Raw genomic sequence first — 12,968 nt, 5'->3', positions numbered from 1 at the left:
CCACGGTCAACCCCATGTCTCCGCCCGTCGCGCCCTCAAGGCCCGGCGGGCGGGGGCTTTCCTGCCTAGGCTCCCCCGTCGGCCGGTGCGTCCGCCTCGACGCCGAGGTGCCGGTGCAGGTCATAGCGCGACACCTTGTACGCCCGCCCATGGCGCAGGACCCGCACGGGGTACCGGCCGGTCCGGGCGAGGTGATACCCGGTCGTGCGGCCGAGGTGCAGCGCACGGTTTGCCGTCTCCAGCGGGACGGCGACGGGTAGGTGCATCAGCTCGTCGTGTGTCATCCCCTGCTCTGTAGTCGTCATGGTCTACCCCCTGTGACATCGGTGTGCACTGCGGACCGATGGTGTCGAGCAGTGCCAGACCAGAAACGTACGATTCCGACTGGACCTTTGCAAGCAACATAGCTAGCTTTGCAATATGCACAGTCACCAGACAGCGGGCGACATCGTCGCCGCACAGATCCGCCGGCACCGCGAACGCCTCGGCATGAACCGAAACGACCTCGCCGCCGAGTGCGCCCGCCTCGGGCGCCCCGACATCACGTACGCCGTGATCGTCAGCATCGAGACCGGCCGATCAGGCGCCGAGGGCAAGAAACGCCGTCCGGTGACCGTCGACGACCTGCTCGTGCTCGGCCTCGCCCTCGCCACTCCCCCTCTGCTCTTGCTGCTCCCCCTCGGGAGCGAAGAGACCGTGCCCACCGTCCCGGCCGCCGATCCGCGCGACCCCTACACGGTGTGGCAGTGGATGACCGGCGAGACGACACCGACACTCGACGGACCCCTCGACGGGCGGTACGTCACCGACTCCCGGCGGATCGCCGGAACGGGCCAGACATGGGCCGCAGCGTGGGCTACAGCGGCGTATCCGGCCTCGCTGTACCCCGAGTTCGAGCGACGCCTCGCGATCGTCCGCAGGGCCTATCTCCGCACCGAGGCCAACCAAGCGAGGGGAGGTGATCCCGACGCCGAGACCGACTTTGTGCACCGCCTCGAAGAACTCGCACGCCACATCGACGACATGGTGCGCGCAGGGCTCAAGGTCCCCGCCCTACCGCACCACCTGATCGAGGACATGCGGGGGCTCGACATGCTCGACGCCCCCAACTCAGTCACACCCGAGGAGAACGACTAGATGAACGGAACGATCACCAAGCGCTGCGGATGCCGCGACCCGCAGACCGACAAGCAGCTCGGCGCAGCGTGCAAGAAGCTGACCCAGCGAACACACGGCGTGTGGAGCCTGGTTCAGGAACTGCCGCCCCGCGAGGACGGCACCCGGCGCCGCTTCCGGCGCAGCGGGTACAAGACCAAGACGGACGCGCAGACCGACATCACCGCGCTTGCCGCGCTGCTCGACATCGCCGACAAGAAGTCGGACCCCGACGGCCGCCGCCGCCTCGCCGACCTGCTCGAAACCGTGTCCGCGAGCGGCGAGGACATCCCCGATTACGACGAGACGAAGCGCCGTTTCGCGACCGGGCAGTCTCTGACTCAGCACATGACGGTCGCCGAGTGGCTCGACGTGTGGCTCGCCGGAAAGAAGGCACTCCGCAAGAGCGGAGAAACCCGGTACGAGGTCGACATCAGGTGCCACCTGAAACCCCGGATCGGGCACATCCGCCTCGACCGCCTCACGGTGCAGCACCTCGACGAGATGTTCGCCGGCATCGCCGAGACCAACGCCGACATTCACGAAGCGAACGTGCAGCGCCGCGCCGCGCTCGACGAGCTGAAAACGATCCCGTGGAAGGGGATCGAGAACCGAGGCCGAAGGAAGTTCCTCAAGGACGCCATAGACGCGATGCCGCCGTTCCGCCGCATCACCGGACCGTCGACTCAGAAGCACGTCCGCGACACGCTGCGGGCCGCGCTGAACACCGCCATCGCGCGCGGGGCGATCACCTTCAACCCCGCCTCATACGTCGAGCTCACTCCGGCCAAGCGGCCCAAAGCGATGGTCTGGACGCCCGAGCGGGTCGAGGCATGGGTGCGGACCGGCGAGCGGCCCTCGGCGGTCATGGTGTGGACCCCGGAGCAGGCCGGGCAGTTCCTCGACTACCTCGCCGAGACGAAACACCGACTGCTGCCGCTGTTCCACCTGATCACGTTCCGGGGTCTGCGCCGCGGCGAGGCGTGCGGCGTCCGGTGGGCCGACTACTCGGCACCGAGTCGCACGATGACGGTTGCCACTCAACTCGTACAGGATGGATGGGAGGTCATAGAGAGCCTGCCCAAGACCGACAGCGGCGAGCGCGTGTTCTCGATCGACGAGTACACCGCCGAGGTGCTCGACGCGCACCGGACCAAGCAGGCCGCCGAGCGTTGCCAGTGGGGGCGCGCGTGGATCGAGTCGGGCCGGATGTTCACCCAAGAGGACGGCGACCGGATTCACCCCGGGTGGCTGACCGATCAGTTCGAGCGGCTCGTCGACCTCTCCGGACTGCCGCCGATCCGGCTGCACGACCTGCGGCACGTCGCCGCCTCGCTCATGCTCGCCGCCGGCGTCGACGTCAAGATCGTGTCCGAGACCCTCGGTCACAGTGACAGCCGGATCACGCGAGACATCTATCAGTCGGTCATGCCCAAGGCCGCCGCCGAGGCCGCCGAGGCAACCGCCGCCATGGTCCCGCGCGGTAGCGCTCGCCTGCCCCAGCAGCGGGCGGTCGAGCAGGCGAACGAGCAGGATGGCCTCACGTCGGCCTCACATGAGGGCGCGAAGATCATCGCGTTCCGACCCCGCGCGGCCAGTGCATAAGAAAAAGCCCTGGTCACGGGCTAGGTGACCAGGACTTCTCTGGAGCCGCCTTCGGGATTCGAACCCGAGACCTACGCATTACGAGTGCGTTGCTCTGGCCATCTGAGCTAAGGCGGCGCGCCGTGCGCACCATGGTGCGATCAGCAACGTCGGTAAGTCTACACAGTTTCCCGGAGTGGTCCGACCACCCCCGGACGGAGGACTTCCGGGGGGCGGCCGGGCCCGGGTCAGCGGCAGCGTTTGCCGTCGGCCGGGGGCGTGCCGCGCAGCAGGTAGGTGTTGATCGCGGTGTCGATGCAGGCGCTGCCCCGGCCGTAGGCAGTGTGGCCGTCGCCCTCGTAGGTGAGGAGGCGGCCGGAGGAGAGCTGGCCGGCCAGGGACTGGGCCCAGCGGTACGGGGTCGCCGGGTCGCGGGTGGTGCCGACCACCAGGATGGGGGCTGCGCCCTTCGCCTCGATGCGGTGCGGCTCACCGGTCGCGGCGACCGGCCAGTACGCGCAGTTCAGGGCGGACCAGGCCAGGCCGCCGCCGAAGACCGGGGACGCCTTGGTGAAGGCCGGTAGGGCTCGGCGCACCTCGTCCGGGGTCTCGAAGGCCGGGGGGAGGTCGAGGCAGTTCACGGCCGCGTTGGCGGACATCAGGTTGGCGTAGTCGCCGCCGGCGTCCCGCTCGTAGTAGCTGTCCGAGAGCATCAGCAGGCCGGCGCCGTCGTTCTCGTCCATCGCCGACGTCAGCGCCTCGCGCAGCTGCTCCCACGCGCTCTCGTCGTACATCGCCGCGATCACACCGGTCGTCGCCAGGGACTCGCCGAGGGTGCGGCCGTCGGGGTCGCCGGTGGGAATGGGCCGGGCGTCCAGGCGGTCGAAGAAGGCGCGCAGGTTCCGGCCGACCTGGTCTGGTGTCGTGCCCTGGCCGCCGAGCGGGCAGTCGGGCTGTCGTACGCAGTCCCGCGCGAACGACCGGAACGCCGTCTCGAAGCCCTGCGTCTGGTCGAGGTTCAGCCGGCGCGCGGGCAGCGACGGGTCCATCGCGCCGTCCAGCACCAGGCGGCCCACGCGGTCCGGGAACAGACCGGCGTACGTCGCCCCGAGGAACGTCCCGTACGACGCGCCCACGTAGTGCAGCTTCTCGTCGCCCAGCACCGCCCGCAGGAGGTCCATGTCGCGGGCCGCCTCCACCGTGGACACATGGCGCAGCAGCTTCGGCGCGTCGGCGCCGCAGCCCTCCGCGAACTCCTTGTACGCCTCGACCAGCCGCGTCGTCTCCCGGTCGTCGTCGGGCGTGACGTCGGTCTGCGTGTACGTGTCCATCTCACGCCCGTCCAGGCACTCCACGGGCTCGCTGCGGGCCACGCCCCGTGGGTCCACTGCGACCATGTCGTAGCGGGCGCGGACCTCGGCCGGGTAGCCGATGCCGGCGTACTGCTGGAGGTACCCGATGGCGGAGCCGCCGGGCCCGCCGGGGTTGACGAGCAGGGAGCCGATGCGCCTGCCCGGGCCGGTCGCCTTCCTGCGGGCCACGGCGAGCCGTACGTCGCCCGCGCCCGGCTTCTTGTAGTCCAGCGGCGCCTTCAGCGTGGCGCACTCGAAGCCGGGCACTCCGCAGCCGCGCCAGCCGAGCCGCTGGGTGTAGTACGGCGAGAGGGCCGAGGGGGTGGCCTCCGGCAGGGGAGCCAGCGCGGCGTGGGCCGCCTGCGCCGCGGTGGACGCGTCGGACGGCCCCGAGCCGGCCGAGCCGCCCGCCGAGCCGGCGGAACAGGCGGAGGCGAGCAGGGCGGCCACGGCCAGGAAGGTGAGGCCTGGGCGGGGAAGGCCGACGAGGGCTTTGCGGTGGGGGGAACGCCTGGCATGCATCGAACGAGCGTAACGCTGTGCGGTCAGGTGGATGCGGTGCGTGCGGTAACCGCCACGGACGAGTGAACGCCGGGGCGGTCAGCCCGGACCGGCCGCTCTCAGCCGGATCTCAGTGCCATCGTCATCGCCTCCACGGCCAGCAGCGGTGCCACATTGCGGTCGAGGGCCCCGCGGCACGCGGCGACCGCCTCGATGCGGCGCAGAGTGGCCTCGGGGGTGCCCTCGCGGGCCAGCCGCTGCAGGGCGTCCTCGGCGTCCTCGTTGGCCAGGGCGATCCGCGAGCCGAGCTGGAGGGCGAGGACATCGCGGTAGAAGGCGGTGAGGTCGGTGAGCGCGAGGTCGAGGCTGTCGCGCTGGGTGCGGGTACGGCGCCGCTTCTGCTTGTCCTCCAGGTCCTTCATCACGCCAGCCGTGCCGCGCGGCATCCGTCCGCCCTGCGCCGCGCCCAGCGCCGCCTTCAGCTCCTCGGTCTCCTTGGCGTCGACCTCCTCTGCGAGCACCTTGGCGTCCTCGGCGGCTGCGTCGACTAGTTCCTGCGCCGCCCTCAGCGCGCCGCCGATGTCCGACACCCGTAGCGGCAGCTTCAGTACGGCGGCCCGGCGCTCTCGCGCGGCCGGGTCGGTGGCCAGGCGGCGGGCGCGGTCGACATGGCCCTGCGTGGCCCGGGCGGCGGCCGAGGCGACGTCCGGTTCGACGCCCTCGCGCCGGACCAGCATGTCGGCGACGGCGGCGACGGACGGCGTGCGCAGGTTCAGGTGGCGGCAGCGGGAGCGGATGGTGGGCAGGACGTCCTCCAGGGACGGTGCGCACAGCAGCCAGACCGTCCGGGGGGCGGGCTCCTCGACCGCCTTGAGGACCGCGTTGGCCGACTTCTCGTTCAGCCGCTCGGCGTCCTCGACGAGGATGATCTGCCAGCGGCCGTTCGCCGGTGAGGTGTAGGACTTGCGGACGGTGTCGCGCATGTCCTCGGCGAGGATCTGGGTGCCGACGGCGGCGACGGTGGTGACGTCGGCGTGGGTGCCGACGAGGGCCGTGTGGCAGCCGTCGCAGAAGCCGCAGCCCGGGGCTCCGCCGAGCGCGCGGTCGGGGCTGACGCACTGCAGGGCGGCTGCGAAGGCCCGTGCGGCCTGGGTGCGGCCGGCGCCCGGGGGGCCGGTGAACAGCCATGCGTGGGTCATCTTCGACGCCGAAGCGGCCGGCTCCGGAGCGGCCGTCCTCGGAGCGGGGGTGTCGGGTGAGGCGGCCGCGGTGACGAGCGTGTCGGCGTCGCGGGCGGCCGCGGCCAGTTGCTCGGACAGCTTCTCCTGTCCGACGAGGTCGTCCCACACGGTCATGGGTCAGGCCGCCCTTTCGTCACGTTTCGTGTTGCCGGTTCCATTGTGCGGGTCGGCACTGACAGCGGGGCGTGACGGACGTCCGCCGGCCCCGGGCGACATCCGCCGGCCCCAGCGGCATCCGCCGGCCCCAGCGGCATCCGCCGGCCCCAGGCGACGTCCGTCCTGGGGCGTCCGCCGAGGCCGGGCGACACCCGGCACCGGGGCACATCCGCCGCCGGGCGCGAGTACGGCACCGGTGCGCCTCCTGACCCGTCGCCCGCGCAGCTCCCCGCACCCCTGCCGCGCCCGCGCAGCCTCGGCGGGTGCGGCGGCGGGCGCCGCATCGGCAGCGGAGGGGACCTTCAGCGGCGAGGGGAGACCCCAACGGCAGCGGCCGTCAGCGGCGACGGCCCCAACCCCGGTCGTCGCCTCCGTCGCCGTTCCCGTGGTCGTGGCCGTTGCCGTAACCGTCGTCCTCGCCGCGTGGGCCGAGCAGTTCGTCCGCCAGGGAGGGCAGGTCGTCGAGGGGAGTCTCCTCGGCCCAGTCCGGGCGGGCGCGCCGGCGGGGTGTGCCGTCCTCGTCGAGCTGGGGCAGCTCACGGGTGCGGTCGTCGGTGCCGGAGGCGGCCTCCTCGCGGAAGAAGCCCGAGGGGACCCGGTCCGCGGGTGAGTCGCCGCGCACCGGCGGCAGGACGGCCGTCTCGTCGGCGTCGCGGACGGGAGGCAGCACCGCCGTCTCGTCGGCGTCACGGACCGGCGGAAGCACCGCCGTCTCGTCGGCGGCCCCCGTCGGCGGCGACGGCGGCTGCGGCAGTTCGGCGGTCACCTCGGCGTCGGCATCGGACGCCGACCGCGACGGGGTCGACGACCGCGACCCGCGCGTCGACGCCCCTTCCGCCTCCGAGCCCACCGAATCCGTGCCGGCACCGTCCTCGTCCAGGCGATCCTTGTCCTGGCGATCCCTGTCCAAGCGGTCCTGGCCCGAGGGCTCCTGGTCCGCCGGATCCTTGTCCATCCGCACCTTGGGCAGGGTGACGGTCTCCTCCGCGGGCCGCTCCGGCTTGACCACGGGCGTCGGCACGGTCGCCGCGTCCGGCCGGACCGCCGGACCGGTCGGGACCTTCGGGCCCGCCTGGGCGGCCGCGGCCGCCGCTTCGGCCGCCCGCCGGGCCTCCTCGGCCCGCAGCAGCGCCTCCTCGGCCTTGCGCTGCTTCTCCAGCCGCAGCGCCTCGGCCTCGGCGCGCAGCCGGGCCTCCTCCTCGGCCTGCCTGCGCCGCCGTTCCTCCTCCGCCTTGCGGCGGGCCTCCTCCTCGGCGCGGGCCTTCTCCTCGGCAAGGAGCCGGGCGCGCTCCTCCTCGGCGCGACGGCGTGCCTCCTCGGCGCGCTGACGGGCCTCCTCGGCCTGACGCTCCGCCTCGCGCCGCTGTGCCTCCTCCAGCTCGCGCCGCTTGCGCTCCTCCTCCTCGGCGCGCAGCTTGGCGAGCTGCTCCTGGCGCTCACGCTCCAGGCGCTCCTCCTCGGCCTTGCGCCGGGCCTCTTCCTCGGCCTTGCGGCGTGCTTCCTCCTCGGCCTTGCGGCGAGCCTCCTCGCGGGCTTTCACCTCGGCCTCGGAGAGCGGCAGCATGCGGTCCAGCCGGTGCCGGATCACGGTCGTCACCGCCTCCGGCTCCTGACCGGCGTCCACCACCAGGTAGCGGCCGGGGTCGCCGGCGGCCAGCGTCAGGAACCCGGACCGCACGCGCGCGTGGAACTCCGCGGGCTCCGACTCCAGCCGGTCAGGCGCCTCGGTGAACCGCTCGCGGGCGGTCTCGGGGGCCACGTCCAGCAGCACCGTCAGGTGCGGCACCAGCCCGTCGGTCGCCCAGCGGGAGATCCGTGCGATCTCGACCGGTGAGAGATCGCGTCCCGCTCCCTGGTACGCCACCGAGGAGTCGATGTACCGGTCGGAGATCACCACGGCACCGCGCTCCAGGGCGGGCCGTACGACGGTGTCGACGTGCTCGGCGCGGTCCGCCGCGTACAGCAGGGCCTCGGCCCGGTGGGACAGCCCGGCCGACGACACGTCGAGAAGGATCGAGCGCAGCCGCTTGCCGACGGGCGTGGCCCCCGGCTCGCGGGTGAGGACGACCTCGTGGCCCTTGGCCCGGATCCACTCGGCGAGCGCCTCGGCCTGGGTGGACTTGCCTGCGCCGTCACCGCCTTCCAGGGCGATGAAGAAGCCGCTCGTCGCGGGCGCCTGCGCGGGGTCGTCACCGCGGAGCACCGCGTCCCGCAGATCCTTGCCCAGCGGCACCCCGGAGCGGTCGTCGATCTTGGCGAGCACCAGTACGGCCACCGGCAGCAGCAGCGCGCCGACCAGCATCAGGGTGAACGCGGCACCGCCGTGGGCGAAGACGAACTTGCCGTTCTCCAGCCGGTGCGGCCCGATCAGCGCGGCCACCAGCGGGGCGATCACCGCGCCGAGCGCCACCACGACCCGGACGACGGCGTGCAGGTGCTCGGTGGTGCGCGCCCGGCGGTGGTCCTCGATCTCCTGGTCGAGCAGGGCGTGCCCGGTGTTGGCGGAGACCCCCGCGCCGACACCCGCCAGGGCGACGATCAGCAGCACGGTGGCGACGTCCGGGACCAGCCCGGCGGCGAGCAGCGCGACTCCGGTGAAGGCGATCGCCAGGGCGAGCAGGCGGCGCCGGGACAGGGCGGGCAGCAGGGCGGGGGCCGTGCGGATGCCGACGACGACGCCGCCGGTCAGGCCGAGCACCAGCAGCCCGTAGAGCACGGGGCCGCCACCGAGGTCGGCGGCGTGCAGCACGGCCACACCGACGGCGGCGGAGATCGCCCCGGCGACGGCGGCGCAGGCGAGCACCAGCAGCGGGACGGCGCCGGTGCGGCCGCGGTCGACGCCCGCGGCGGTCCGTGGCCTGCGCAGGCCCTCCAGCGGGGACCGAGCGCGCGGGGTGCGCGCGTCGGGCAGTTCCAGCAGGACCACGACGGACAGGGAGGCGGCGAACAGTCCGGCCGCCACGTACGAGGAGAGCGCCGCCTGGTGCTGGGCGAACCAGTCGATGCCCGCGCCCAGCAGGTTGTTGAGCAGCCCGGCGGTGACCAGTGCGGCGGCGCCGAGCGGGATCGCCAGGAAGGTGGTGCGCAACGCCAGGCGGCGCAGGGCGTCCAGGTGGTCGGGCAGCGGTCGTACGGCCGCGCCCTCGGGCGGCGGACCGGGCAGCAGGGCGGGGGCGGCGCTCTCCCGCGCTATCGTCCACAGCCGTTCGGCGAACCCGGTCACGAACACGGTGACCAGGAGCAGCAGCAGGGCGTTGTCCGGCGTCCAGTCGATCCACAGGGGGGCGACGATCAGCAGGGCGGCCCGCACTCCGTCGGCGCCGACCATGGTCCAGCGCCGGTCGAGGGGACCGTCCTTGGCGGTGAGCGTGGTCAGCGGTCCGAGGAGGACCGCGCCGAAGAGCAGGGTGGCCAGGACGCGCACCGCGAAGACGATCGCCACTGCGAACGCCACGCCCCGATAGCCGCCCCCGAGGGAGCCTTCGGCGACGGCCGCCTGGAGGGCGAGCAGGACGAACACCAGCAGTGCGAGGGTGTCGCCCACACCTCCCACCAGTTGGGCGCTCCACAGCCGTTTCAACTGCGGCTGGCGCAGCAGCGCGCGGACGGCACGCTCGCGTGAGTCGGCGACCAGGGTCTCGTCCGGTACCGGAGTAGGGGCCGTTGGCTGCTCGGCTGGGGTCATGCGTTCAGCCTATCGGCAGCGACTGACACGCCGCCGCGTCCGTCCCGGACACAGGGGCGCCCCGGCACCGGTGCGGCGCCGGGGCGTTCGCTGTGCGAACCGGCGGGCCGAGTGGACCCGCCGTGTACTCACTCCACCGACGAACCCGACGAACTCGATGAACCTGACGAACCCGACGGCGTCGCGGACGCCGCCGACTTCGCGGCCGTCTTCTTGGCCACGGTCGTCTTGGTGGCGGTCTTCTTCGCCGCGGTCGTCTTCTTCGCGGTCGTCGTCTTGGCGGCGGTCTTCTTCGCGGCCGTCTTCTTGGCCGGGGCGGCCTTCTTGGCGGTCGTCTTCTTCGCGGCGGTCTTCTTCGCCGTCTTCTTGGCCGGTCCCTTGGCCCGCTTCTCGGCGAGCAGCTCGAACCCGCGCTCCGGGGTGATCTCCTCGACGCTGTCGCCGGAGCGCAGGGTCGCGTTGGTCTCCCCGTCGGTGACGTACGGGCCGAACCGGCCGTCCTTGACGACGACCGGCTTCCCGCTGACCGGGTCCTCGCCGAGTTCCTTCAGCGGCGGCTTGGCGGCCGCGCGGCCACGCTGCTTGGGCTGGGCGTAGATCGCCTGCGCCTCCTCCAGCGTGATCGTGAAGATCTGGTCCTCGGCCTGCAGGGACCGGGAGTCGGTGCCCTTCTTCAGATACGGCCCGTAGCGGCCGTTCTGCGCGGTGATCTCCTGGCCGTCCGCGTCGGTGCCGACGACGCGGGGCAGCGACATCAGGCGCAGCGCGTCGTCGAGGGTCACCGTGTCCAGGGACATCGACTTGAACAGGGAGGCGGTGCGCGGCTTGACGGCGTTCTTGCCGGTCTTCGGGGTGCCTTCGGGGAGCACCTCGGTGACGTACGGCCCGTAGCGGCCGGCCTTGGCGACGATCTGGTGGCCGGTCGCCGGGTCGGTGCCCAGCTCGAAGTCGCCGCTGGGCTTGGCCAGCAGCTCCTCCGCCAGCTCGACGGACAGCTCGTCGGGGGCGAGGTCCTCGGGGATGTCGGCGCGCTGGTGGTTCTCCGCGTCCTTCTCACCGCGCTCGATGTAGGGGCCATAGCGGCCGACGCGGAGCACGATGTCGTTGCCGACCGGGAACGTGGACACCTCTCGGGCGTCGATCGCGCCCAGGTCGGTGACCAGTTCCTTGAGGCCGCCGAGGTGGTCCCCGTCGCCGTTGCCGGCGTCGGCCGCGCCACCGTTGCCGGTGCCCTCCCCGAAGTAGAAACGCTTCAGCCACGGCACGGCCTTGGCCTCGCCGCGCGCGATGGCGTCGAGGTCGTCCTCCATCTTGGCGGTGAAGTCGTAGTCGACGAGCCGCCCGAAGTGCTTCTCCAGGAGGTTCACGACGGCGAAGGACAGGAAGGAGGGCACCAGGGCCGTGCCCTTCTTGAAGACGTAGCCGCGGTCGAGGATCGTGCCGATGATCGACGCGTACGTCGACGGGCGGCCGATCTCGCGCTCCTCCAGCTCCTTGACCAGCGATGCCTCGGTGTACCGGGCGGGCGGCTTGGTCGCGTGGCCGTCGGCGGTGATCTCCTCGGCGGTCAGCGCGTCGCCCTCGGCGACCTGCGGCAGCCGGCGCTCACGGTCGTCCAGTTCGGCGTTCGGGTCGTCGGCACCCTCGACGTAGGCCTTGAGGAAGCCGTGGAAGGTGATCGTCTTTCCGGACGCGCTGAACTCGGCGTCCCGGCCGTCCGCCGCGCTGCCGCCGATCTTCACCGTCACGCTATTGCCGGTCGCGTCCTTCATCTGGGAGGCGACGGTCCGCTTCCAGATGAGCTCGTAGAGCCGGAACTGGTCGCCGGTCAGGCCGGTCTCGGCGGGCGTGCGGAAACGGTCGCCCGAGGGGCGGATCGCCTCGTGCGCCTCCTGGGCGTTCTTGACCTTCCCGGCGTAGGTGCGCGGCTGCGCCGGCAGGTAGTCGGCCCCGTACAGCTGCGTGACCTGGGCGCGGGCGGCGGCCACGGCCGTCTCGCTCAGGGTGGTGGAGTCCGTACGCATGTACGTGATGTAGCCGTTCTCGTACAGCTTCTGGGCGATCTGCATCGTCGCCTTCGCGCCGAAGCCGAGCTTGCGGCTGGCCTCCTGCTGCAGCGTCGTCGTACGGAACGGGGCGTAGGGCGAGCGGCGGTAGGGCTTGGACTCGACGGACCGCACGGAGAAGCGGGTGTTCTCCAGGGCGGCGACCAGGGCGCGGGCGGTCGCCTCGTCGAGGTGGAGGGTGTTCGCGCTCTTGAGTTGTCCGCGGGAGTCGAAGTCGCGGCCCTGCGCGATCCGCCTGCCGTCGACGGTCTGCAGGCGGGCGACCAGCGACGACGGGTCCGACGAGTCACCGGCGCGGCCGGATGGGGGTCCCCCCGCCGGAGCGAAGTCGGAGGTGGAAAAGGTGCCCGTCAGGTCCCAGTACTCGGCAGAACGAAAAGCGATGCGCTCGCGTTCCCGCTCCACGACGAGCCGGGTGGCGACGGACTGCACGCGGCCGGCGGACAGCCGGGGCATGACCTTCTTCCACAGGACCGGCGAGACCTCGTAGCCGTAGAGGCGGTCGAGGATGCGGCGGGTCTCCTGGGCGTCGACCAGCTTCTGGTTGAGCTGGCGCGGGTTGGCCACGGCGGCCTGGATCGCGGACTTGGTGATCTCGTGGAAGACCATCCGCTTGACCGGAACCTTGGGCTTGAGCACCTCCTGGAGGTGCCAGGCGATGGCCTCGCCCTCCCGGTCCTCATCGGTGGCGAGGTAGAGCTCGTCGGACTCCTTCAGCAGGTCCTTGAGCTTCTTGACCTGGGCCTTCTTGTCGGCGTTGACGACATAGATCGGCTCGAAGTCGTGTTCGACGTCCACGCCGAGGCGGCGGACCTCGCCGGTGTACTTCTCGGGCACCTCCGCGGCGCCGTTGGGGAGGTCGCGGATGTGCCCGACGCTCGCCTCGACGACGTATCCGGGGCCGAGATAGCCCTTGATCGTCTTCGCCTTGGCAGGCGACTCGACGATGACGAGTCGGCGGCCGCCCTTCGCGGTCTCGCTGGTCGGGGACAACTTCGCTCTTCTCTCCGGTCGACGCGGGGGTCTCTCTCCCCAGGCGGGGGTGGCTCGTGGTGACGCTGCGGAGTGTGACGGTACATCCCGCCCCCGTGTCAAACGGGAAAAGCCCGCAACGGCCACTCGAACGGTAACCCGACTACCGCCATTCCTGCCGCCCGGAGTACCGACCGACGCTTTTCCGCCCGACCGGAGTGCACCCTCTCAATTGTCCGCGCCGACACCCGCGCGG

Annotated in this window: 7 protein-coding genes and 1 tRNA gene; 2 read left to right on the top strand and 6 right to left on the bottom strand. The window is 72.1% G+C overall.

Annotation, left to right across the window (positions count from 1 at the left end; all coding sequences use genetic code 11):
• Positions 1 to 65 precede the first annotated feature (65 nt).
• Positions 66 to 305, bottom strand: coding sequence for an integrase (locus ACSLTV_RS06225; protein ID WP_435610790.1), 240 nt, complete (start codon positions 303 to 305; stop codon positions 66 to 68).
• A gap of 115 nt (positions 306 to 420) precedes the next feature.
• On the opposite strand from ACSLTV_RS06225, the gene ACSLTV_RS06220 reads away from it, so the two are divergent.
• A complete protein-coding gene (locus ACSLTV_RS06220; RefSeq protein ID WP_435611760.1) occupies positions 421 to 1,137 on the top strand; it encodes a hypothetical protein in 717 nt (238 codons plus the stop codon).
• The gene (locus ACSLTV_RS06215; protein ID WP_435611759.1) at positions 1,138 to 2,760 is read left to right on the top strand and encodes a tyrosine-type recombinase/integrase; all 1,623 of its coding nucleotides are present in this window, start codon (positions 1,138 to 1,140) and stop codon (positions 2,758 to 2,760) included.
• Positions 2,761 to 2,800: 40 nt separating this feature from the next.
• Here the strand turns inward: ACSLTV_RS06215 and ACSLTV_RS06210 are convergent.
• The 5 genes from ACSLTV_RS06210 to topA all read right to left on the bottom strand — a co-directional run bounded on the left by ACSLTV_RS06210 (position 2,801) and on the right by topA (position 12,733).
• Positions 2,801 to 2,877: transfer RNA gene (locus ACSLTV_RS06210), tRNA-Thr, on the bottom strand.
• Positions 2,878 to 2,987: 110 nt separating this feature from the next.
• A complete protein-coding gene (locus ACSLTV_RS06205) occupies positions 2,988 to 4,613 on the bottom strand; it encodes an alpha/beta hydrolase (RefSeq protein WP_435611758.1) in 1,626 nt (541 codons plus the stop codon).
• A gap of 98 nt (positions 4,614 to 4,711) precedes the next feature.
• Positions 4,712 to 5,947: a DNA polymerase III subunit delta' gene (locus ACSLTV_RS06200; protein ID WP_435611757.1), complete on the bottom strand. Its 1,236-nt coding sequence runs from the start codon at positions 5,945 to 5,947 to the stop codon at positions 4,712 to 4,714.
• A 379-nt stretch (positions 5,948 to 6,326) separates the two neighbouring features.
• The gene (gene tmk / locus ACSLTV_RS06195; RefSeq protein ID WP_435611756.1) at positions 6,327 to 9,674 is read right to left on the bottom strand and encodes a dTMP kinase; all 3,348 of its coding nucleotides are present in this window, start codon (positions 9,672 to 9,674) and stop codon (positions 6,327 to 6,329) included.
• A gap of 128 nt (positions 9,675 to 9,802) precedes the next feature.
• Positions 9,803 to 12,733 (bottom strand): type I DNA topoisomerase, encoded by a 2,931-nt coding sequence (topA, locus tag ACSLTV_RS06190; RefSeq protein ID WP_435611755.1) that lies wholly within the window; start codon positions 12,731 to 12,733, stop codon positions 9,803 to 9,805.
• Between the last annotated feature and the right edge of the window lie 235 nt (positions 12,734 to 12,968).

The sequence above is a fragment of the Streptomyces sp. bgisy159 genome (assembly GCF_965341775.1).
Lineage (GTDB): Bacteria > Actinomycetota > Actinomycetes > Streptomycetales > Streptomycetaceae > Streptomyces.
This window is presented reverse-complemented; position numbering and strand designations above follow the sequence as displayed.

Coding starts and splice junctions, on each gene's coding strand:
- ACSLTV_RS06225 (WP_435610790.1), bottom strand. CDS start 305: ATGACGACTACAGAGCAGGGGATGACACACGACGAGCTGATGCACCTA.
- ACSLTV_RS06220 (WP_435611760.1), top strand. CDS start 421: ATGCACAGTCACCAGACAGCGGGCGACATCGTCGCCGCACAGATCCGC.
- ACSLTV_RS06215 (WP_435611759.1), top strand. CDS start 1,138: ATGAACGGAACGATCACCAAGCGCTGCGGATGCCGCGACCCGCAGACC.
- ACSLTV_RS06205 (WP_435611758.1), bottom strand. CDS start 4,613: ATGCATGCCAGGCGTTCCCCCCACCGCAAAGCCCTCGTCGGCCTTCCC.
- ACSLTV_RS06200 (WP_435611757.1), bottom strand. CDS start 5,947: ATGACCGTGTGGGACGACCTCGTCGGACAGGAGAAGCTGTCCGAGCAA.
- tmk (WP_435611756.1), bottom strand. CDS start 9,674: ATGACCCCAGCCGAGCAGCCAACGGCCCCTACTCCGGTACCGGACGAG.